The following is a 23,990-nucleotide window of genomic DNA, read 5'->3' as shown; positions in this document are numbered from 1 at the left end:
GGCTTATACTTGCAAAAACTTAGTGCCTTTCTCTACTATTTTGCCAGAATAGTAGAGAAGGGCATCTTACCACTGATGTTATATCGACCTACCTCCGGTTTTTTTCCAATCGTTTTTTTATCTTTTTAATGACAGATTCAATTGACGACTCGGGTTCAATAACATTGTAATCGCCCCAAAATTGTGGATCTTCAAAACCCTGAACTTTATCTTGTAAAACAATGTTATGCTTAATCCTTTCACTTGCTTTAAATGGACGTTCTTTAGCTTTTTGCCAATCGGTTACGGCCATTTCGATGGTGGAAGTATAAGAAGTGTTAAACAGTCTTTTCCTCCAATTTATTTTAAACGTTATTACGCCCCTCGAGTAACTGTAAAAATATTTATCGCCTTGTTTCCTATAGTTCACCAAATAGCTGGCTTCGGTGGGATATACTTTCGCCCCCGCAGGTTTACGCTTGATAAACATGGCCGAAGCTTTATTTTTATCTTCTATATTGATACTGTAGTTGGCACTTGTTATGGCCATGGTTTCCACATCAATATACAACTTACCATAAAACAAGGGATCGTTAATATACGGTTTTTGCTTAAAGTAGATCACGTAGATTATTTTTTCATTCACCATAGTTATATTGTCCAAAGAAAAATCATAATAATCCATCTCTTCCACGGTCAAAATACTGTACGGATCCTTCATTATATCGAGCATTAGGGTGGAGTAAGGCCCACCTTGCAATTTAAAGGTAATGGTATCCATCTTGCTGTAATCGGCATCTTTACGCGCTTTATAAAGTTTTAAACCATCTAAACGATAACTGGAATAGGGTTGCTTGTGCACGTCAATAACTGCTTCTGCCAAAGAAACGTAGCTACGTCTCCGTTTTATGGTTTCCCTATAAAAGGTGGTCATGCGCATGGGTTCCTGCATATAGTTGTCGTGCTTTCGGCTGATTACCTCCCTGATAATTTGGTGTGCATCCTTAGGAGCCACATTTACTTCCGACAGGGATATGGAAAGTAGATCGAGCTTAATCTTATTTTTGTCCGATTGCAATTGTGCCAGGGGTACTGTTTTTTCCCGATACCCTAAATAAGAAAAATGAATTGGGGTAGTAACCGGTAAATCCTTTGGCGCTTTGAGCAAAAAGTAACCTTCGGAATTGGATACAGTGGCAATATTGGTTCCCACTATTGATACCGTTGCAAACACCAAGGCTTCGTTCGATTGACTATCGGTTATTCTTCCGCGATACTGCACGGTGTTCAGGGTATCCGGCATATCGTCTTCGCTGTACAGCGAAAGCGGGGTAGCATTAACAAAGTTTGGAACGATACTCAGCACAATAACAAAAAGTGCAAGCATCTTCATGTGGAGATAAATATTGGACTTTCTCATGACTCTTGAATTTAATGAGATTACTGTTTCTGATTAAGGACAATATAAGCAAACATTTACCCTTATCCATAGGAGTAAAAATGTAAGGTTTCTGCAACTGAATTGTTTTATCAATGCTAAACTTTTAGAAATTTATTTCATTATAAACGAACAGGTAGTAAGGCGAAAGTCACCCACCCTGCAAAAGCTGATAATCAGCGCTTTACTTCGGACGAGATGTGTATTTTAAGCAAAACTGCGGCCATTATTTACAGGCACTGATAAACCTGAACTTTTACGACTTGTAACCATTAAGGCATTCTTGCTAAAAACCTTTTTGATTTTAGCCTGAGCTTGTTAGGAATATCAAAGTTCATCCTTATATTTACATAAAAATACGATTCGTTACAATAACTTTTCCCAAACAAACAATCTGGAAGCTAACATGATAAATACAAACAGAACTGCCTTAATTACCGGTGCTTCAAGTGGCATTGGCACTGTATATGCCAAAACGCTTGCCAAAGAAGGGTGGGGTTTAATAGTAGTAGGTCGTAGAAACGAAAGACTGACAAAGCTAAAACAGGAGATACAATTACACCATAAGGTGAATATACAGATATTAGTTGCTGATCTTTCGGTAAATGAAGATTTGGAACATCTTTTAAGCGTTATCGACCACAGCCCCGGCATAGAATTGCTGATTAACAATGCCGGATTTGGTTCTTCTGGTGATTACTTTAAAAGTAAATACAGCATTCAGCAGCAAATGCTCGATGTACATATTACGGCATGCACACGCATTGTGCATCATGCAGTCCCCAAGATGATAAAACGCGGTAAAGGTGCCATTATCAATGTCGCTTCCCTATCGGCCTTTTTCCCGGCACCAAACAGCTATTTCTACTGCTCCACCAAAGCCTTTATGGTTACATTTTCAGAATGTATGCATATCGATTTAAAATCGCATAACATAAAAGTTCAGGCACTTTGTCCCGGTTTTACCCATACCGAATTCCACAGCCGACAGGGCATAGTGCATTCAGGCAATTACTTGCAACTGAAATTATTATGGAAATCGCCCCAACAGGTTGTGAACAAAAGCCTTAAGGCGCTGCGTAAGTCAAAAGTTATTTGTATACCGGGATTACTCAATCGAATTATATATTTATTTTCGAAGGTGATTCCTAATTCTATTTACTACAAGCTGGCTGCCCATAATTCGGATATGTTTTTACACAGCAAAAAATAGATACAAATAGTAATTGGTTCACGCTAATTAAACGCCGGGCACATCGCTATTTTTAGTTCTTCGCATCTTTTACAATAACATCGTGGGCTCCTCCTTCGATAATACTTGTGGAAGATACCAGGGTGAGTTTGGCATCAGACTGCAACTGTTTTAAGGAGCTGACCCCGCAACTGCACATTGTGGATTTAATTTTTCCGAGGGTTATTTCCAAGTTATCTTTTAACTTGCCGGCATACGGTACGTAACTATCCACGCCTTCTTCAAACTTAAGGCTGTTGTTATTATTGTTATTGTCACCCATGTCGTAACGTTGCCAGTTACGGGCCCTGTTTGAGCCTTCGCCCCAATATTCCTTAACGTAGTTACCACCAACCAGGAGTTTACGTGTAGGGCTTTCGTCGAAACGAGCAAAATAGCGCCCCATCATCAAAAAGTCGGCACCCATTGCCAAGGCCAGTGTCATATGATAATCCTGAACGATACCTCCATCGGAACATATGGGAATATACTCTCCTGTAGACTTAAAGTATTCATTACGAGCTCCGGCCACTTCAATAAGTGCGGTGGCCTGTCCTCTGCCAATACCTTTTTGCTCGCGGGTAATACAAATGGAACCGCCGCCTACACCTACTTTTACAAAGTCGGCCCCTGCTTTTACCAAATACAAAAAACCTTCTTTATCTACCACATTACCGGCACCTACCAGCACATTTTTACCGATGTTATTTTTTATATACTCTATAGTTTCTTTCTGCCACTCAGAATAACCGTCCGACGAATCGATACAAAGCACATCCACCCCGGCCTCCACCAGCGCAGGTACTCTCTCGGCATAATCCCTTGAATTAATTCCTGCACCTACTATCAGTCGCTTATGGGCATCCGAAAGTTCATTGGGGTTTAATTTATGACTATCATAATCCTTACGGAAAACAAAGTAGGCCAATCGTTTATCCTCATCGAGTATGGGTAGTGTATTTAATTTATGGTCCCAAACAATATCATTGGCTTCGGTAAGGGTGATTCCATTTTTGGCATAGATAAGATCATCAATAGGTGTCATAAAATCTTTGACCTTTTTATCCGGACTATCCCTGTTTTCTCTGTAATCGCGTCCGGTAATCAGTCCGCAAAAAACACCTGTTGGGCTTCCGTCCTCCGTTACACCAATCGTTGAAAATCCTGTTTTTTGTTTTAGGGCAATTACATCTTTGAGGGTTGATTCGGGCGTTATGTTAGCTCTGCTCTCCACGAAGCCCGCTTTGTAATTTTTCACCTCACGCACCATTCTACACTGATCCTCGATGGATTGCGAGCCGTAAATAAAGGAAATTCCTCCTTCTTTGGCCAATGCTTTGGCCATACCGCTATCGGAAACCGACTGCATGATAGAAGATACAAAGGGTATATTTAAGGTGATTGCTGATTCTTCGCCTTTTTTAAAGCGCACTAACGGTGCCTTCATATCAACAATGTCGGGCGTATGCTGCTTGGTGGTTAAACCCGGTATAATCAGGTATTCGTTAAAGGTTCTTGAAACTTCGTTGATGATAATTGCCATAGCTGTTCAAATAAAAAATTGTGCAAAGATACATAAAAAAACTGTATTGGTTAAAGCAATAAGATGGATAAAATTGACCTTGCACAAAAAAACTATGTCAGGAATTAAAAGCTAAAGCTTGCAGCATAAAAAATATAAAACCACGCTACACTCATTATTTCATACCGTTATAAATATTTACTATGAGCAGTACCCAGGCTATAATTAAGAATAAACCACCTAAAGGTGTTATCGGCCCCAGCCAACCAAGTGTCCAATCGCGGGTTGTACCTAAGGCCAAAAAGTAAATACTTACCGAAAACAAAAAAGTACCCAGTATAAATGCCCATGCCATGTAACTTTCTATTTTTGACGAAAACGAAAAATAAAAACCGATGAGCAACAACACCAAGGCGTGGTACATCTGATATTTAACCCCTGTTTCGAAACTCTGTAAGGCTTGCGCACTCAATATTTTTTTTAGGGCGTGTGCACCAAAAGCACCCAATACAACGGACAACAATCCATAGCAGGCTCCCACCAACAAAACTATTTTCTTCATTAAGATACTATTGGTTGGTTTCTTTATATGCATTTACAATCTCTCTGGCCTTCTCAAAATCTGATTCATCCACATACAAGTCGGCATTACCTGGTAATCCGGCACCAAAACCAGCCCGCGACGCTTGTTCAAATTCATTTTTCACTAAGCATTCAACACCTGCCTTGAAAAGTAAATCCTTATAAATTTCAATATCCACAATATGGCCATAAACTAACTTTTTCATATACTAACGATCTTATTATAATTACTGATTTAGAATAGGCTCCAATGTATCGGGAGAACTTATCTATAGTGCCTCCCTTGCGTGAGAGGATACTACCATTAGCCTGTCCCGACTTTTTGGGGGTTCGTTTCATATTTTAAAGCGTTAAAGTGAAATTATATAATTATTCAAATTCCGCTCTGTTTCCTTTTACGCATAACAATGAATTGCAAATTAAGTTATACCAATTTTACGAAATATACAAAAGCTTTGTACTTTTGGCTTTGTTTTAGCAATAACGTTTTATGCATGCTTATCAATCCATGGCAAATTGCTTTACGTATTTCACGGAAAATACTGCGCATATAGAATTGCCTCAGAAGTTTACCTACCCATTTTATTACGAGCCTCATCCGCTTTGTGTTTTGGCGGCTAATCAGCTTCAACATCATCTGTTAACGCAAACAGATTGGCAGCACGATTTTGGTTTAGACCATTATGTGGAAGGCACCAATATTGGTAAAATGTTCGGTGTGCTTGTGGTTCAGAAACAAAATGGCGAGTTGGGTTTCCTTTCGGCCTTTAGTGGTAAGCTGGCAGACACAAACCACCTTCCGGGTTTTGTTCCTCCGATATATGATTTACTGAAAAAGGATGGTTTTTTCAGAAAAGAAGAAGACCGCATAAGCTGCATCAACCAGCAAATCGAAGCACTGGAAAACGAAACAGATTTCTTGATCTGGAAACAAAAATGCATCAGGGATAAATCGCAATGCGAAAAGGAACTCAAAGCATACCGACAGCTTATGAAAACCGCTAAAAACGAACGTAAACAACGCCGAAACACAGCCCTGCATAAAATGGGGCAAAGCGATTTTGACCTACTGGCTGAAAAACTAAAACAGGAAAGCCTAAAGCAACAATTCGATTACAAGGTGCTGCGTAAACATTGGAACGAAAAGCTTAATCACAACCAAAAGAAACTTGACGGCTTTAATGAAAAAATAAAGGTACTCAAAGAAGAGCGCAAAGTAAGATCGGCAGCCTTGCAGCAAAAGCTTTTCGACCAGTATCAATTTTTAAATAAAAAGGGCGAAACCATCGGCGTAGGCGAAATATTTGCGCGTACAACACAAAAAGTTCCCCCGGCGGGTGCCGGCGATTGTGCAGCTCCCAAGTTGTTACAATTTGCTTTTACAAACCAACTTAAGCCCCTGGCGCTGGCCGAGTTTTGGTGGGGGCAATCGCCCAGGTCGGAGATAAGACGCCACAAAAACTTTTATCCATCATGCCGCGGCAAGTGCGAACCCATCCTTGGCCATATGCTTGCCGGCATAACTATGGACGAAAACCCCATAAAATCACCCACTGCCAAGGATGATGATTTGAAGATTATTTTTGAAGATGAATACATTGCGGTTATAAACAAACCTGCCGGGTTTTTATCTGTTCCGGGGAAAGCAACTGAAGATTCTGTGTATTTACGCATGCAGAAAAAATTCCCTCATGCTACCGGACCTCTACTGGTGCACCGCTTGGATATGTCCACATCGGGACTTATTCTTATGGCCAAGGACAAGGACATACACAAAAATTTGCAGCAACAATTTTTAGAAAGAACTGTGCAAAAACGATATGTGGCTCTTCTGGATGGTATAATAGCAAGGGACGAAGGATTCATAGACTTACCTCTACGTGTGGATTTACAGGATCGCCCCCGCCAGCTGGTTTGCTACCAACATGGCAAGGCAGCTAAAACTAAATTCAAGGTAATTGGGCACATCGAGGGCAAAACCAAGATCCATTTTTTCCCTATCACCGGCCGTACGCACCAATTGCGGGTTCATGCAGCCCATCCGCAAGGTCTCGGCACACCCATTGTAGGTGATGATTTATACGGTAACAAAAACACACGTCTTTTTTTACATGCAGAATACCTGGCGTTTAGGCATCCCGTTTCGGATAAGGCCATTAAAGTTATGGCAAACCCTGATTTTTAAAGCAAGGCACTCCATACTGAGCTGGGATGTGCACGGCCCTTGCCTTATTTAATTATCAATTTTTGCGTTGTAGTTCCATGCTTTTTTGTGGTGATTTTAAGCATATATATTCCCTGAGGCATACCAGATACATTTATATCCATCTTGTTTTGCGATTGCTTAATATCGATTGATTTAACCAACGAACCTACCGAATTAAACAGTTCGACTTTTATAACAGAGAGCTGCTCCGGGGTACCGATAAATATTTTTCCATTAGTTACCGGGTTAGGATATACCCTTATCTTATTAATAACCGATAAGTCATCTAACCCGGTAGAAGTATCCAATATTATACTTAAGGTTCCCATTTTATTTCCATTAATGGGCGCTCCGTTTATCATTGAAACAGGCTGAAAAGGACTGGTAACCACATTGGCCGATGTGTAATCTGTACCACTATCGGTACCTGCATCGTAAGCAAACATATCCATGTGAAGCGATTTCTTCCATTCTCCTTCGGCATCTAATAGATTTAAGCCACTCAGTGCAACTATCCAGTCCGGACTGGGTGCAATCATAGATATTAAGGTAAGCAAGGGAAAATCTTTGTTTACTGCCAGATTCGCGATTAAAATATCTCCGGTAGCTGTTCCCAAATTAGGTCCATTTATAAATTGATCTGCTTCGCCATTTGCCATTGCGATGTCCACTTCGCTATTAAACTCCACAATATCTCCGGTTTCGGCTATGTTCTTAATCCCGGTGCTGGCCAAACCACCAAATTGTAAAAATGCATCGGGCGTTTGATGAGTAGCTCCTACTAACTTTGACCAATGGGCATTTACCGGTATGCTGCTATGGTCGTCGGCATTCCAAATACTTGTAAAAGTAATGCTATAACTAACTGAATACTGTCCTGCAGTGGGGGTAGCCATCAACATCAGCGATACCACAATTATTAGGGTAATTTTTTTCATAACAAGTTCGTTTAATTCAATTTAATTGCATTTACATGCCTCACCTATCATTCAGCATTTCCACCTACACGGCTCGTTATAAGGAATTTGGCAAGTAATAAAAGTAAGTATTGCGCTATTTCAATACAAATACCATGCTATGAACATCCCTACCATATCGTTTCATCAAACTATATCTGTTTTTAACAAACAGGAGATCGAGCAACTATACTATTAGTAATCTTATGGTATAATCTCATAAAATCCTAATCTTCAGCTAGCTTAATAATACGTTTTTTTTATGAGATTATTTTTATAAATTGCTAATTATATTTTCATGCCCTATTTCACCCTTACATAAATCTAAGAGTTATGAAAAATATTAAGCTTGGATTCAGGATGCGGAGAACCTTTAGGATACATGGCTTACAGTATGTATTCCGGGCATGTGTAATAGCAGTGATGCTTGTTGTTCCATTTCAGATGTCGGGTAATTTAAAAGCCAGGCAACCTGCAAATTTGTTCCATTTAAATAATTATGGACTATGGCAAGAATCTAACTATCCGGCTTTCCCTGAATTAGTAAGTCTCAAAAAATTATCCGGCATAACTGTTGGTACCATTACACAACACGAGGGTGAAGAAAAACAAGATGAGAGCGATGAACAAAAAGCCTTTCCGATATTCTGGGTTGTGGTAATTGTGTTACTGGTAATATTTATAAGTATTATTTTGGCTGTTATAAGAAAGAATGCGGAATTACAACGGTGTAAAAAGCAAAACAAGAATACGAAACTATAAAATGCGGCGTACAAAATTACAACACCAAGCCCACACCCAAATTAATACCACTATTACCTTGCCCCTTAAAATAGCCTGATGCTGACCTACGATAACTATAATCACATTTAAGGTACGTGGGCATTTTACCAGAAGCCGGTTGCAGGAAATAACAGAAACCGAAGCCTGCTCCCCAAAAATCAGATACATTATATTGATAATCGGGATAGATAATATTTTGGGTTATTACATTATCGCTTGCCAGATTAATTTCTTTCGTGAGGTTTTTGTTACACAAAAATGAAGCACCAAGCTCCATTTTGTCGTGACCCATATTAAAAATCCTCCTATAATTTACCGTTGTTATCAGGTTGCTGAAGCTTAGCTGGGAATTCGGAATATAATAATTCTCTTCTATCCCATTTAGTTCCGTTTTAAAGTACCATTGGTATTGCATTTTATTATGCGACTGCAAACGAACCATCTGATACGACAATGCTGCACGGTAATTGATGTATTCATATTTATCCTGTTCGCTGTAGGTAAGCCAGTTATATGTATCGTTCTTTTCTGAGGCTTCCAATGTTTGCAATATCTCGGTTCCAATGGCCTGACGTATTTTACCTTGTAGCCGTATTTGGTGGATACGCTGCTCATTTTGCAGCGTAAGAACATCACCTATATGGTATGTGTACCCTTTTAGCCTGGAACCACTTTTAATGGCCGACCACGTAGCACCGGATTCCTTGCGTCCATCCTTCACTGTTTCGATAGAAGCACTTGCTCCGCCGGTGAAGATGTTGTTAGCGGCCAACAACTGAAGATGGCCACCCCATATATGTTTTTTATACAAACGGCTGAATGTAGCTGCAGTATGAGTTGAAAATGTTCCCAGGCCTGTAAGTGAATAGATAGTGTGTACGGAATTTGTTTTTACCGTTATCAGATCTATTTCCTGATTATAATATCGGTAAAACATATCGCCACCCAACTGTATCCTGTTTAACTTTAGCATCAGCCCGGGCTTTACATTAAAGCGTGCAATAGTATTTTGCGCCCTCGGATCGTGAGCCTGTGCTGCCAAACCCGCTTTATAGTTAATAGCTGCACCAATGCTTATTTTATCAGATATGCGCGAAGCCCATTCCGATTGCAACATGTAGGTTTCGCGTACAGCATGATCCTTGGCAGCCACACTATCCACAAAAAGGTAAGGCAGGTGACGGTACGGATCGGCCATATTTGAATAATGAATTCCTTTCTCCTTTTCATTTGCATAAGTAAAACTACCCCTAAAAACGGATTTATTTAACACAAAAAACTGATCGGCATTCAAATAGTATTTCCGTTTGTTGCTGCCATTAAGAGATGGTTTAAAATTACCGTTGGTATAGGCATAGCCCAGCTGCACATTACCGTGTTTGTAAATACGGGCAAGTGCCAGAGCTGCGGGATTTTTGGTTTGTAAAACAGGGGAATGCAGTGGCAGTAGTGTATAATACTCCTCCTCTAAAAGAGTTTTCATCTGAGCTACTACCCCACCATGCAGCATGGACATGAGAAAGAATATCAGGCTGATTTTGACGACACTTGTATTACGATTCATCGGTTTTAATTTATAAGTCATAATTTCCCGGGGCTGGCACAACGTCATGATTAAAGTCTACGCTAGAGTTATTGGTATCCATATAAACCGTTCTTCCATTTATTTTCTCCTTAATCTTGCGCCTTATGCCCAAACCTGATTTAGAGCCCCCCTGAACCGATACATAACCGGCATCCAGGCTGGGATGAAAACGTTTATACAAACGGTTGCTCCACATGGCTTCCACAGCATCTTCTACCCACGCGTTAGGTATCTTACAAAAGTATCTACTGCGGCTTGAGCTTCCTTTGGGCACCAGGTTATTGAGCACATATGTATCTATATCTGAAGGCAGCCGGACCAGGGCAATACCACTCCCTCCCCTTGAATGAAAACTCACGTCCTTGCCCTTATAAACCCAAAAGCTTTCAATCATATTGATTGCTGCAAAATCAATATCGCCATCCACTGTTGCATCGCTCCAGAATTCAAATTGAGCATCTCCCAAATCCACCGGACTCAGCGGATTACCATTAGGATCGGATCGATGGTCGAATGCATCGCGTGCTACAATAAAACCACTACCCGGCAACACAGGGTACTCCTTTCCGGATCCGGGAACCGTCCATATTGCTTTAACCACGATTGAATCCTCCGCCATATATGCCCAGTAGTTTTGTGATGTTGCCATTGACTCGTGCTCAACAATCGACAAACCATCGGCATATAATAATTTATCCGTGTTATTGTAAATTTCCACGTACTGATCGGACGAATAACTGTTATCGCCTGATGGCGTTACACTGCCGCTGTAGTAAAATTCACGTATAACAAATTGCCCGGCTTTACCCATAAAAAGCTGTAAGGTGTCTACAGCATCGCCTGTTAATTTTACCGATCCTATCCCATTCATCGTCTGCACCCGATTGTCCACAACTACCTGGTGTACAACCGACATCTGATAATATCCGGCTTCAAGACCCTGCCAGTGTGCATTTGCCTCGTCATCGGTTAAGGCTTTTACGGTGTATGACTTTTCCATATTCAACAGCTCTAGCTCTATCCCCTCATAAGTATCCAATAAAACCCCTTGGGGCATGATCAGACTTACCCGAAACGAATAGCTGTTGATAATGGGTTCTTTGGCACATCCTGCCAATAAAACAATAACACATGTAAATAGTACGCTGTACCTCATTTTATATATTTTAATCAGATCTTACTGGTTTAGGTAGGTTAAGGAATTGACACTTTAAGTTCGGCTCCAAAATAGATGGCCGGATTACGTCTCAAATACTTATCGGTGCGGCTATATTGATACATAGGTCGATAATTGATAAAATTATTGGCATAAAAGCTCAACAAAGTGCCTCGTCCTAACTCCTTTGAAATACGCACGTTACATACGGGTAAAAAAGGCATACGCTCGGTTTTATAATATGCCGGGGATTTTACATTTACATAATTGTAGTAAAGCGGATCCTGCTCCATATCTTCTGTAAACGGGATTTTATCCTCCTCTTTTCCGAATAAATAAACCGGGGTTTGATTATACCTGGGATAGTAATATTTATTGTACCACAAAAAGTTAATACTAGTGGTAACAATTAACCTTAATCTTGTGGAGTGGGTTACCAGTCGCAAACGGGTATTCATCGATTCGTTGACTCTGCTTTCTCCCCCTGGATACACTGCCACATATTTAGATTGTCCGCTACCGAATTGAGCAGGCAGTTCGGCCATGGGTGCGGTGCTAAACACCTGTCGGTTCTTTTTCCAGGCACCGTTTACAGAAATGCGGGTATTCAACCCTTTTATTTTTTCGAAGTTAAGGGTGTATTCAAAGCCTTGTTTTTTTGTTTTTTTATTATTTATGGGCTGCGAGTAGGAAAGAATATACTCTTTTATTTGAAAGGGCAAATCGGCCAACACCGGTTTTTCATCTGTATTTACGCCTTGGGCATCGTATAGCTTATATTCTATAAATTGGTATTTATTGCCCATACCGAGCCCACTGGTTAGGCTTTCGTTGTAAACACTAAAGTTTGCGCTTATAATACCCATTTTTACTTCCAGCCCTATTTCTTTTTTTGTATTTTCGGATGGTTTAATTCCGGGGTTGGACGTGGGGAGTAGGCGTGTATCAAAAATCGTCATATTAGTTTGGGGGTTGCCCGTATAATGGTCCAAACTTACTAAATCGAAATAAGCCTTATCGGGATACAAATACATCAATGCGGGCGATTTATAATGCTTACCTATACCGGCGTTAAACGACAGGTGCTTAATAAAAGTATTACTTTTATTTATGAGCATATATTTAGCATTGGCACGAGGCTCCGTATACCACCCTATTCCACTTTCCACTACGCCCAAAGCCTGAAAATTGTTAAAACGGGCACCGGCTTGCAGGCTCAGCCGGGTTTGGCCTATGGCAAAGGATATGTTTTCTTCTAAAAACGCACTAAGCGTATTTTGCTTAGGTATGTTTTTAAATGATCGGGGACGGCTTATGTTATTAATTATAGTGGGTGGATTTTTAATGTCATAGATACGTCCGTCACCATTATTTCCGCTGCTTCGGTACTCGATCCCCGCAATAAAATTGTGCGTTCCCGCATTTCCTATCAGCGACGATTTGGAGGCATACACCTGTCCGTACAACGAAAAAGGAAGCCCTTTGATCGTAAGTTCCGTAAGGCTTTCTCCGGGTAAATATATCCCCTCATTTTCGCCCTCTTCTACTGCAAAAGAGAGCTTTTGCAGCTCTCCGGAACGATAGCTTTTCTGATAACTTTTTTGCTGTGCCACAGCTGCTGAAATACTATAGTGAAGGTTGGTCAGCCATGGCTTATTGAATGCCCATTTCCCCTGCACACCGGCTTGCAGTCCGCGGTCAACAGACTCATAAACCTCATTGGCCACCATAGCTTCAGGATCTGTTTTTTGATGGTCGACAGTACTATATAAATTTAGGCTGGCATTAAACGAGAGCGGCAGCGTGTTTTTAAAAAGTACCTCCGAAAAGGCTATTTGTCCTGTCACCCTATCGTAACTCTCGTATCGGCTCCTCAAATCTTTATGCGAACGGGTGTAATCGAGTCCTGTGTTTAAGGATCCTCCACTTGTGAGGATAAAGCCTTTGTTTATGGATACCATCTTAAGCTTGGGATCCGTTTTTAATTTGGCTTGCCAGGGGCTTCGTCCATTTTTGCTTTTTACCACTACGGCTCCCGATGTAAGGTCGCCATAAGTAACCGATGGTATTCCGGAAATCACCTCTACCGATTCAATTCGATCTGTAGATATACTCCTCAAATCCACACCATTACCAATTACTGTGGGGTATTTAAAAGTGCTGTATTCCGCTATCCCGGTTGAAAGTGTGTTTATTTGTGCTGTGCTGTATGTTTGCATGTTGGCACCGTTACTAATCGGCATCCCATCTATAAGTATGGCTGCGCCCACAGCAGAGCTCACATTGTCTCTTATATCGCGCAAACCGATATACTGAGGGTCAGACAAATCAGGATTTTGGACGGTTGCCCCTGGAACCAATTGCAGGATATCTTTTAACGACGCGGGCTGAACGTGCTCAATGGCTTGACTGCCGATAACGGTGCTGGAAGTTAATAAATTACCCTTGGTTTCTAACACCGTTATTTCGTCGATGCTGTAGGTACTGATTTTAAGACAAATAATCAGGGAGTCGGGGTTGAACCTATGAATGGTTTGTTGATACGGCACATAACCCAAACAATGGGTTTGGAGCGTGTGATTACCGGGTGGCAGGTTATTAAAAACAAACGCTCCCCGCTTGTTAGTGGTAGTCCAGCGGTCTGTTTCTATTAAACGTACCATCACATCGGGCAGGGGATGCTGGCTTGTACAATCGATCACCAAACCCGCAACGGAGGAGGACTGTGCAGTTAAATTATGTAATGCAGCAAACCATAAAATAAACAAAGGCAATATATAAACAGAGAATAGCTTCATATTGGATCCAAAAATAAAAATTAATGTATTGTTGCATAAATTAATGTATTACAAATCAAACTATTTGTACATAAAAACATAAATACCGTATTCAGATAGTGATCGTCTCTAAATTTTTACATAAAAGTATCAGCTTACAGATGCAGATTACACCATATATTTTCTTTTTTATCATCATTCTTTAATCTTTTCGTATTACCCTCTCGTATTCAACATCAACATTATTTGTGGGGTAATAAAATAGGAGTGCAAACAAGTTAACCAAGTCTTTTAAAATATGGTTAAGCAATCTATTCATGTAACCTTTAAATACCGTTTTACGCATTGCATAGGCCACTCCCAACGCGGTTAGAAGTACATATCCCAGCATTGGTAGGGCACACTTCAGAATCAGGGATAGCTGAACAGAGGTGATAAACAATATCAGCGTAGGATCGCTGGTTAGCATACGTTTAAGTACATATTTATTAAAAATATTATCACGGTACAGCACAACGCGCGGATATACTTGCGAACCATCGAAGATGGAACGCCACAAACGTTTTTTATCTTTATAATCGATGGTATGATGATTGGCCATGCGTTCTTTTTTACGGAGCAGGGGGATTCCTTTTTTAGCCAAACGGTATCCCAAATCCAGATCCTGGCCTTTTTTGTACTTATTACGCATTCCTCCAACACTTTCCCAATGGCTTCGTTTAATGGCGAACAATCCACCTGTGGTATATTGTATTGTATCTTTATCGCAATAAATTTTGCGATAAAAGTCTTTTCTTAAAAAATTGCCTTCGTTATCGTAATAATAGTTCATAAAATTACCCGAAACAAAGTCGTACTTCAAATTTCCATCGCTATCCAAAATCAAGTTCAGAAAATCGGGGTTGATTTCCATGTCGCCATCCAAAAATATCAGGTTTTGTCCCTGGGCTTCTTTAACCCCAATATTACGTGCAATAGCGGCATTGTAGGTTCCCGTAATCAAAAAACACTTCACCATCTCAAAGCTTTTGGCCACGTTTAAGCTATCGTCGGTCGATTGCGAATCAACGTAAATAATCTCCGCCTGTATTTGGCAAGCATCAATAGCTTTTACTGTGCTTTTTAAACAGAGTGGCAAGCGCCAGCCCTCGTTTCGTCCAATTATTATAAATGAAACCGACGGTGCAATAGCCATCGATTTGGTTGTTTTTCTGTCCTTGATATGATCTTTACCTGTATTATTTAACATGCCAATCACAGTTTAGAAACGAGGTTACGTTTTTTATAAAAAGCAACTACCGAGCGCAACAATTGAATTGTTATGGCGGGTATAAAAACCAGTTTTGGTGCATGCGATTTGTAGTAATGGTAGGTCATCTTTAAACTGGTTTGTGAATAGGGATTTAAAAACGACTTAAAAAAAGTACGGCTCGATTGCTTGATAAAGCTTTTTCCACCGCCGGTATCTTCAACAAACGAATGTACGATTACATCATAGGTAATCAGACAACGATATCCTGCCTTTTGTATCCGCAATGCCAAATCAAAATCGGATGCATACTGAACAAACTGCTCGTTATAGCCACCTACCTGTTTATAAATAGATACCGGAATAAGTGTTCCTCTGCCGTTTAAACATTTGGTAGGATGCAGACCGCTAAGGCCTTCGGGCAAAGGAGTAAAAGCCTTGTGATATTTTATTTCCTTGGCTTTCCACCAGGCGATATCTTTTATGCCCGAAAAAAAGATGTATTCTTGCTGCTTTTTTATCAGGTTTAGAGTACCAATCGCGGCATCCGGATTCTGCTTATGCAGCTCTACCATACGTTGCACCAGCGTTGGTTCAAAAAGCGTATCATCGTTTAGCGTAAGTAAGAGCTCTGCTCCATTGTTAATAGCTGTTTTACATCCCTCGTTCATCGATTTTGTCCACCACCAGTTTCCCGTACCCTTAACTAAATTGACTTCCGGAAAGTGCTTTTGAACATATGCTGATGTACCGTCGGTAGAACCATCGTCTACCAATACAACAGACATATTATTATAGGTTTGCTTTTGAAGCTGCTGGAGGCATTGCACGGTATATGCCTTTCGGTTAAAAACAGCTATTACAACAAATATTTTCATTTTTATGACTCAAATTAGAAACTAAATAATTACTCCAAAATACCCATAACTCATTACACCCCGGGTTATAATTCAATAATATCAGCCCTATGGATGTTAAGCTGTCCCGGAGGGTTTTCTTCATTTATTTCATTGCACCTTACACTCTTTGCACTCCGTTTGGGATACAATGTGCTCAGCATAGTTAGTGACAGGAAAAGCACTTTGGTAAAATAAATCTGCGAGAAACCAATCAACCATATCGTTAGTAAGGCAAAAAGGGCCATTTTTTTGTTTACGCCGTGTGCGATGCACAATCTATAAAAGCTTAAATACACAAGGTAAAAATACAAAACAAAAGCCAGCCCCCCATACATCACCAATTGGTTGCTCACCCCGTTATTGCGATGCATAGCACGTGCATCTGTTTGATCTTCGTATCGGGTATTTTGTGACCTTCCCATACCAAAAAAAGGATGTTTTGAAAAATCCTTAAGGTCAATCATGGCACTTTTAAACCGTGTATTGTAGGTTTGATCGGTATAACTCATTTTGCTAATAATTTTATTGCCCATAAAATCGAAGCTTACAAAAGCCACTACCCCAAGTAAAAATACCACCGGTAGTAAGATGTACTTTGTGCCGCGGTCGCGATTCAGCATCAGGTAAAAAACAATAACACATCCCATCACGAGCAACCCAGACGTGGAAAAAGTGGATACCACCCCAAGCATAAGAATCCTGTTTTTTTTGTTGTTTAACCTTCCCGTGATGATAATATTGAAAAGCAATGCTATCATCAGAAAACCAGAAAAGGCACCCGGCTCCCAAAAAGGTCCCGAGTTACGCTTGAGCCACAGCAATCCCTCGCCTTGCGGATTAAAAGTGTATAAAATAATGTCTGGCCATTTTTTATAGCCGTCATCTTCAATCAGGGGATTGGTAAATAATGGTGCTACGGTGTTTTCCATAAAACGCTCCAAAGCTCCGTTATACGAGAGTAAGTAGAAAAAAAGACTTGTGTAAACCGAAAAAATCAGGATGTTTATATAATACTGAGGCGTTTTTTTACCTACTGCTTTAATGGTGAGGTAAGCAAACAACAAACGGGCGTGTAATCCCAGAAATGTTTTAGCAGGCAGGTCATAAAACTTTAGCATCTGGCCCATCTGAATTATGAGCACCACCACTAAATAGTATATGAAAAAACGATCCACTCTTTGCTTACGTATAACAAATACTACAGCCGGAAACAGCAAAAAAACAATCATCATAGCAATATGCGCCCTATAAAAAAATGGCACACCCGAAAAGGCTATGAGCAAATAAACAAGCAGGTAATTTGTTATTTTACTTAGGTTCAGCATTTTTTATTTAGTTGTTTTACGTAAGGTGTTTGTCAGTGAACAGTTATCAGTGAACAGTTATCAGTTATCAGTGAACAGTTGTAGCAAAGCGCTCCCGAAGTGATATATTTAAAAAGCATCGGGATTTCGTTGTACTCAACATCCCGCCTCCTTAATTATCTTACTTTTTGACAGGAAAACAGCGAACAGTTAGTAGTTGTGCATGTACCGACCTTCCGCCTACCGAAATACCACCACTCCCCTTCTAACCTTTCAACTTGCAACTTTTTAACTCTCACCGCATAGCGTTTTATACAACTGCACATATTTTTTCGACACATCTTGTATATTGAACCTTTCCTTAATCGATTGCTGTGCATATTGCGACAGGTTTTTGTTATGTTCAGTATCGCAACAAAATTTAATTCCCCCAGCCAAATCGTCAACATCCTTCTCTTTTGCTAAATAACCATTTTTACGGTGAATGATCATATCTCCATTGCCACCAATGTTAAAAGCTACTACCGGCGTGGCACAGGCCAAACTCTCCATGATCAGATTTGAGAGATTTTCCTGCAACGAAGGCACTACCGACACATCCGTTGCCGAGATGTACTCAATCAAAAGGCTATCATCGTTTATCTCACCTAAAAAATGGGTCTTTAAACCGCTGACTGAATTTTCGTTACTTTTTTCGCCTATAACCACCAATTCATATTCATCAGGGTTACATTGTTCCAAAGCCCTACTTATGTATTTATAGCCTTTTCGCGGTTCGGATAATACACCTACCGCAGCAAACAAAATGAGTTTTTTATCCCGGGGTAAGGCCAGTTTTTCTCTACATACTTTACGGTTGCGAGGACTAAACTGACTGATATTTATACCATTGGGCAAATTAATCACCCGATGCCCTTGCGTTATAGCACTTTTTGCAGCACAATCCCTCATCCAGGTACTAAGACCAACAAAGGTAAGCTTGTCCACTGTATTCAAAACTTCCTTTTTATGCTTCAAATGCCTTAAGCTGAGCCCCTGCTCCCCATCTTTTTTTAAAACAGGACAAAGACCACATGCGTCAATATACCGCCCACATTCTTCATCATAATGGCATCCTCCTGTAAACCACCACATATCATGTAATGATATAACCACCGGTATCTTTATGCCTCGCAGCGTATTTAAATCCATAAAACCCCTGTTTGTCCAATGCAGATGAATCAGGTCAGGCTTTTCTTTTTCTATTTTTTTACGTAGCGAATGTGCAGGAGCCCCCAACGAAAACATATGCATTGCACCGCCGGCAAAAAACTTTATTTTAAGCTTTTCGAGCTTCACAAATACCTTGGTCCATTTTTTATTGAGCCTACCCGGATATACATCCAGCACGGATGCATCGTTAGTTCGTTTAGCACCTACCCACATCTGACAATCTATTCCGGCATCTCGCAAACCCATATGTAAACGATACGCTGCCCGTCCGGCCCCAAAAAAATCTTTTCCGCAAAGCTGAAGTATTTTCATCTCATCCTAATTATTTGCTCATATATGGCCCCTACCCATCGGGGTTCATTTAATAGGTAAAAACCTATTCCATTTTGTTTTTACTGATTACTTTACTAAACTCAGGATATACACCGGATCTAAATTTGAATATATTTTATCAGCGCATCCATATTTCTGTTTATGTCAAATTTCTCCTTAAAATAATCCATTCCTTTTTGCAGTGTATCGTCCATTGTCTTACCATTGATAAAACTACGCAGTTTATCTGTCATTTTATTCATATCTCCATTAAAACAGTATCCCGCTTTAATACCGGAAAAAACAAAATCCGTATCCACGTTAAGGCTCAATACCAGGGTATTAAAATACCAGCTTTGTATAAAGGTGTTGGGCATCCCCTCATACAAGCTGGTATTAACATATATTTTGGCCTTAGCAAACCAATTATTGGCCTCGGCATACGGCACAGGGCCAAGCACGCTTAGGTTACCCGGAACAGATGCCCTATCCACCTCCTCACAAGCAGATCCCATCATAACAAAATGCCAGTTTTTTAAGCCATTAAATTTTTGGGCCAGTTCCACAAATAAGTTTGCTTGCTTGGCCGGATTTTTATTGCCCACCCAAAGCACCACATTTTTTTTATCCTTACGCGTACTATGGCCAGGTATAAATGAATTAGGAATCAACAAGCCCTCTATCCCAAAATTATTTTTATACGTTTGTTGTTGATATTGATTTTGACATACCACATAGGAAACTCTTTTTTTACACCATTCTAACATACGATCCAAAATAAAATAGTCGGTCTTCCTGATCCATTTTTTTATTTTGCTTTTATATGTCAAGTAATTCAAATCGGTGCTATACTTGTTTCTATGGCTATCGGTATCCATTGCCAAGGCATATACCATTTTACGCTTATTTTTTTTTGCATAAAAATAGGTAGATGCAGTAAGGGCAAAGTCGGTACGCTGGTAATAATAACTGGAATTGGTGTTTTTTAACACCCTTAACACCTCAAAAAACTCCAGACTCCTAATGCTTCTTTTTCGGTAATAATGGTATCGTATGTTTTTATTAAAATAAGGTGAAGCTTTTATCTGCTCTTCTTTACCCTTTCCTGCGCACAGCACTTCTACTTTCCATCCACGCTGCAAAAAAGCTTGTGTAAGGTAATGCACCTGTATTTCGGCACCTCCGGTACTAAAGGTAACAAAGTGAGGTATTACAAAACATATACTTTTTTGATGTGGGGTCATGTAACCATATTTTGTTGATACTACTGTAGCTATTTAGGATTGTTGTAGGCATTATAGTAATCGTAACGATATTTTTTACCCTCCAGTTTACTAGCGTTAAGTACTAAACCGATATTTTTGAATCCTTTTTGTTTTACTTCACTGATTACGTTACCCAGCACCTTTTGGTTGGTAAACTTTTCGCGCACCACAAACAAGTTCACATCGGCATAATTCATTAACATATAGCCATCGCTTAAAACACCTATGGGGGGTGTATCCACAATAATACAATCGTAAGTAGTTTTTAAACTATCAAATAGCTCCCCGGTCAAGCCACTTCCAATGAGTTCTAAAGGATTGGGTGGTACAAGTCCGGGAGCAATAAAATGCAAGTTCTCAATACCTGTATTGTACACAATATCCTCCAATGACTTATCCTTGAGATAATAGGAACTCAGGCCTATCTTTGCATTGTGCTTAAAACCCTGGAATTGTCCTGATTTTCGTAAATCGAAGCCTATTACCACTGTTTTTTTGCCCAGGTTGGCCATGGACACCGCGAGGTTATTGGCCACAAAGCTTTTGCCCTCACCGGCAATGCACGAAGTAAGCAAAATGGTTTGGTGTTTTCCTGCCTCATTAAAAAAAGACAAATTGGTACGAATGGATCTAAATGTTTCGGCAATGATAGATGTGGGATTGTCGTGCACCACAAGATTACTCTCTTTTTCGTGGCTCTTTACCACGGATCCAACAAAGGGTGTGTCGCTAAAATGCTCCGTCAGCTCCTGCTCGCTTTTTACCCTATCGTCGGCTACATTACTTATTACAAGTACAATGGCCGGGATAAACAGACCCAAAAACAAGGCCAACAGAAAATGTATTTTCGGATTTGGGAATACTTTTTCGAGTACCCTTGCCGGTTCCACAATTTCGTGTTCGGGCAAATTACCCGCCTTAGCTATTTGCGCTTCGGCACGTTTTTCGAGCAGGAAAGTATAGATGGCATCGTTTAATTTAAACTTCCGTTCCATACCCACCAAGGTACGTTCGGTTTTTGGAAGCGACTCCACTTGCTTTTCTAACTGCCTTATCTGATCCTGAAATTTTTCCACCTCGCGCTTCAAGGATTCTTTCGAAAAGGATATATTATCAATAATACTATTGCGCAGATTTTCGATTTTTATTTGCAGGTTCTCAAAAAATGGTCCTTTTTGTTGATTTCGGGATATTAAATCGTTGCGCTGGTTGGACAGTATCAATAAGTCTCGGATAAATTCGTTGATGGTTGCATTGTTAAGCCCTATGGATGAAGGCACAACAATTTTGCTGTAATCATCGCCTTCTTTAAAATAATCGTCCAGGTACTCGTAATAATTATATGCCCTTTCGGTAGTGCTCTTTTGTATTTCGAGTTGCTGCAGGCGCTCTAAAATACGCATGGCCTTAGTGTTGATATCCATTACCTGATTGGTCGATCTGAATTCTTCGAGGTTACTTTCGGCAAAACTTAGCGAATCGGATATTTCGTCTAACTGCCCATTGATAAAAGCGATGGTGTTAGAGGCCAAATGATTTTTACGTTCCAGGTTCTTTTTTAAATACAGATCCATGAGCGCTTTCATAAAATCGACACCTTTGGCTGCCGATTCTAATTTTAAGGATAACTGTACCACACTCACCTCGGCATTTACCGGGTTAACTTTTAAATTAGATTGATACTGACGCACCAATTTTTCCCTATCCAAAAATTTAAACGAATACCTATTGCCTGCGATTTCCTTTATATTAACCTCGGGGTTCAAGTAAATTTTAAAATGGTAATCATCGCCTTTGATTACTGCGGACTGAAAAAACTCCTTTTCAAGTTCAAACTCCTTTGTACTTGGTTTACCGGTGCCCAGCGAATAATTAAATGTTTTATAATCCTTGCTTTTAGCTGATAGCGTAAATTTACCATCTTCTTTAAAAACCACATCAAAATAAGTATCCACAATCTGGTTATGCATCGAATCGATAAGCACCAGAAAGGGTGCATCTCTGTAGATCTCGTGCCGCATAAAATTACCAACCGCATAATATTCTGTTTCTAACTCAAGCGCCGTAATGGTTTGACGAATAAGTGGCGAGGAATTGAGGATAAGCATTTCATTTTTAAAGTTGCTTTTTTGGTCGAACATGCTAAAACTTTGTATAAACTCCGCTGCTTTTTGTCCGCCCAAGCGCTTATCGTCCTTAATATAAATGCTCGACGACACTAAATATTTTGGTTTTAGCACTTTTAAAGATGCCATTGCCAGTGCACACAAGAGGAGTAGTGATACCGCAAACCATATCCAGTTTTTAAGCAGATGTTTAAACACCTTTCTTATATCCACGTAATTGTCTTGATCTACCTTGTTTTTTATGCTCATTTCTCTACATAATTTGCCACCAGAATTATGGTAGTTATTGAACTTAACAATATAGACCAGGGAAAGGCCTGAAAACCCCATTGACGTTTTTTCAATGGCTCAACGTAGAGCACATCATCAGCTTGAATATACAATTCGCTTTCGCCCAAAAGAGCCAACTCTGTTAAGTTGATTCGTTTTCTGATTACCTCATTGTTTACATCCCTGACAATAACCACCTCCTTGCGGTTGCCGTATTCCGATATATCACCGGCCAGGCCTAGTGCCTGAAAAATATTCAGGTATTCAGCTGCATAAAAATATCGTCCGGGACGGTTAACACTTCCCAAAACCGTAACACTTTTATTAACAAACGTTACTTTTACCGAGGGGGTGTTAAGGTAATCTTCCAACTCCTTCCGTATTTTTTCGGCGGCCTGATTGGTAGTTAAGCCCAATACATTTGTTTCGCCAACTATAGGTAACTTCACCTCCCCGTTTTTGTTTACCGTATAGGAAACCATTGCCAAATCGGCCTCCGAGCGTCCTCCCCCATAGCGATTTGGATCGTTGCTCATAAAGTTGATGTTGCCATCGTCGAAGCTGGATACCTGGATATATATTTGATCAAATACTTGTATGGTATTTTCCGTTTTAATATTGGTAAAACTTTTCTCTCCCCACTCTTTTTTTGCATCCTGCAGGTAAATGCTCTCTTTTTGTGAAACACAGCCGACAATCAATAACATGGCAAGTGCAAACAAGGAAATATTCCTCATAGCGTTATCCTTTTGATTTAAATTAGTTGTTGAAAATATTTAATCTTTCTCAATTATTATGTTTTTTTTTACGAAAGTTACATTTTCCGTTACAAAATCTGTAACTAAAAAAATATTCCGGAAGAAACCGCTATTATGCATTACCCACAAAATTGTGTTTTGGCGGTGTATTTGCCAATAAATAAATCCCATCTGTACAACTTTATTCTCTAAAGCAGGTGGAGTATTGTTTGTAGCAAAATAGGTATAGAAGAGTGGCTTATCGTAACAATTAAATATAGAAGTACTATTTTAGGATTGTTCGGCACAACATTGCTGAAGAACTCTATATTAACTTGATGCTACGCATACATAGGTATTGTGGAAGCAAGAATACAGGAAAATCAAGAGGTTACAGAATA

General features: G+C 39.9%; 18 protein-coding genes. 3 read left to right on the top strand and 15 right to left on the bottom strand.

The window, feature by feature from the left end:
• Positions 1 to 88: 88 nt before the first annotated feature.
• Positions 89 to 1,399 (bottom strand): carboxypeptidase-like regulatory domain-containing protein, encoded by a 1,311-nt coding sequence (locus FN809_RS15115; RefSeq protein WP_142534377.1) that lies wholly within the window; start codon positions 1,397 to 1,399, stop codon positions 89 to 91.
• Positions 1,400 to 1,823: 424 nt separating this feature from the next.
• Between FN809_RS15115 and FN809_RS15110 the strand changes: the two genes are divergently transcribed.
• Complete coding sequence (locus tag FN809_RS15110) at positions 1,824 to 2,630, top strand: SDR family NAD(P)-dependent oxidoreductase (RefSeq protein ID WP_142534376.1); 807 nt, start codon at positions 1,824 to 1,826, stop codon at positions 2,628 to 2,630.
• Positions 2,631 to 2,682: 52 nt separating this feature from the next.
• Here the strand turns inward: FN809_RS15110 and FN809_RS15105 are convergent, their stop codons facing one another.
• From FN809_RS15105 to FN809_RS15095, 3 genes are all read right to left on the bottom strand, one after another.
• Positions 2,683 to 4,191 carry an IMP dehydrogenase gene (locus tag FN809_RS15105; RefSeq protein WP_142534375.1) on the bottom strand — a complete coding sequence of 503 codons (1,509 nt, stop codon included), beginning with the start codon at positions 4,189 to 4,191 and terminating at the stop codon, positions 2,683 to 2,685.
• 154 nt (positions 4,192 to 4,345) lie between these two features.
• Positions 4,346 to 4,732, bottom strand: a complete 387-nt coding sequence (locus FN809_RS15100; RefSeq protein WP_142534374.1) for a DUF423 domain-containing protein — start codon at positions 4,730 to 4,732, stop codon at positions 4,346 to 4,348.
• Between the two features lie 7 nt (positions 4,733 to 4,739).
• Positions 4,740 to 4,958 carry a putative signal transducing protein gene (locus FN809_RS15095; RefSeq protein WP_142534373.1) on the bottom strand — a complete coding sequence of 73 codons (219 nt, stop codon included), beginning with the start codon at positions 4,956 to 4,958 and terminating at the stop codon, positions 4,740 to 4,742.
• A gap of 302 nt (positions 4,959 to 5,260) precedes the next feature.
• Here FN809_RS15095 and FN809_RS15090 point away from each other — a divergent pair, with 302 nt between their 5' ends.
• The gene (locus FN809_RS15090) at positions 5,261 to 6,937 is read left to right on the top strand and encodes an RluA family pseudouridine synthase (protein ID WP_246095612.1); all 1,677 of its coding nucleotides are present in this window, start codon (positions 5,261 to 5,263) and stop codon (positions 6,935 to 6,937) included.
• Between the two features lie 44 nt (positions 6,938 to 6,981).
• Here FN809_RS15090 and FN809_RS15085 read toward each other — a convergent pair whose 3' ends face one another.
• Positions 6,982 to 7,896 (bottom strand): T9SS type A sorting domain-containing protein, encoded by a 915-nt coding sequence (locus FN809_RS15085; protein ID WP_142534371.1) that lies wholly within the window; start codon positions 7,894 to 7,896, stop codon positions 6,982 to 6,984.
• Between the two features lie 351 nt (positions 7,897 to 8,247).
• On the opposite strand from FN809_RS15085, the gene FN809_RS15080 reads away from it, so the two are divergent.
• A complete protein-coding gene (locus FN809_RS15080; protein WP_142534370.1) occupies positions 8,248 to 8,676 on the top strand; it encodes a hypothetical protein in 429 nt (142 codons plus the stop codon).
• A gap of 16 nt (positions 8,677 to 8,692) precedes the next feature.
• Here the strand turns inward: FN809_RS15080 and FN809_RS15075 are convergent, their stop codons facing one another.
• The 10 genes from FN809_RS15075 to FN809_RS15030 all read right to left on the bottom strand — a co-directional run bounded on the left by FN809_RS15075 (position 8,693) and on the right by FN809_RS15030 (position 23,589).
• Positions 8,693 to 10,261, bottom strand: coding sequence for a DUF6850 family outer membrane beta-barrel protein (locus FN809_RS15075; RefSeq protein ID WP_142534369.1), 1,569 nt, complete (start codon positions 10,259 to 10,261; stop codon positions 8,693 to 8,695).
• A gap of 10 nt (positions 10,262 to 10,271) precedes the next feature.
• Positions 10,272 to 11,438 carry a DUF4876 domain-containing protein gene (locus tag FN809_RS15070; RefSeq protein WP_142534368.1) on the bottom strand — a complete coding sequence of 389 codons (1,167 nt, stop codon included), beginning with the start codon at positions 11,436 to 11,438 and terminating at the stop codon, positions 10,272 to 10,274.
• Positions 11,439 to 11,476: 38 nt separating this feature from the next.
• Positions 11,477 to 14,236, bottom strand: a complete 2,760-nt coding sequence (locus tag FN809_RS15065) for a TonB-dependent receptor (protein WP_142534367.1) — start codon at positions 14,234 to 14,236, stop codon at positions 11,477 to 11,479.
• 181 nt (positions 14,237 to 14,417) lie between these two features.
• Positions 14,418 to 15,464, bottom strand: a complete 1,047-nt coding sequence (locus FN809_RS15060) for a glycosyltransferase family 2 protein (RefSeq protein WP_142534366.1) — start codon at positions 15,462 to 15,464, stop codon at positions 14,418 to 14,420.
• 5 nt (positions 15,465 to 15,469) lie between these two features.
• Positions 15,470 to 16,342, bottom strand: a complete 873-nt coding sequence (locus FN809_RS15055) for a glycosyltransferase family 2 protein (RefSeq protein WP_142534365.1) — start codon at positions 16,340 to 16,342, stop codon at positions 15,470 to 15,472.
• Between the two features lie 65 nt (positions 16,343 to 16,407).
• On the bottom strand, positions 16,408 to 17,688 hold the full coding sequence (locus FN809_RS15050) for an O-antigen ligase family protein (RefSeq protein WP_142534364.1): 1,281 nt from the start codon (positions 17,686 to 17,688) through the stop codon (positions 16,408 to 16,410).
• 267 nt (positions 17,689 to 17,955) lie between these two features.
• Entirely contained in the window at positions 17,956 to 19,191 is a 1,236-nt protein-coding gene (locus tag FN809_RS15045; protein WP_142534363.1) for a glycosyltransferase, read from the bottom strand.
• A 119-nt stretch (positions 19,192 to 19,310) separates the two neighbouring features.
• Positions 19,311 to 20,435, bottom strand: coding sequence for a glycosyltransferase family 4 protein (locus FN809_RS15040; RefSeq protein WP_142534362.1), 1,125 nt, complete (start codon positions 20,433 to 20,435; stop codon positions 19,311 to 19,313).
• A gap of 29 nt (positions 20,436 to 20,464) precedes the next feature.
• On the bottom strand, positions 20,465 to 22,831 hold the full coding sequence (locus tag FN809_RS15035) for a polysaccharide biosynthesis tyrosine autokinase (RefSeq protein WP_185957579.1): 2,367 nt from the start codon (positions 22,829 to 22,831) through the stop codon (positions 20,465 to 20,467).
• Positions 22,828 to 23,589, bottom strand: coding sequence for a polysaccharide biosynthesis/export family protein (locus FN809_RS15030; protein ID WP_142534360.1), 762 nt, complete (start codon positions 23,587 to 23,589; stop codon positions 22,828 to 22,830). Before FN809_RS15030 ends, FN809_RS15035 begins: the two co-directional genes overlap by 4 nt.
• Positions 23,590 to 23,990 lie beyond the last annotated feature (401 nt).

The organism is Saccharicrinis carchari, from assembly GCF_900182605.1.
In the GTDB taxonomy this organism is placed as follows: Bacteria; Bacteroidota; Bacteroidia; order Bacteroidales; family Marinilabiliaceae; genus Saccharicrinis; species Saccharicrinis carchari.
This window is presented reverse-complemented; position numbering and strand designations above follow the sequence as displayed.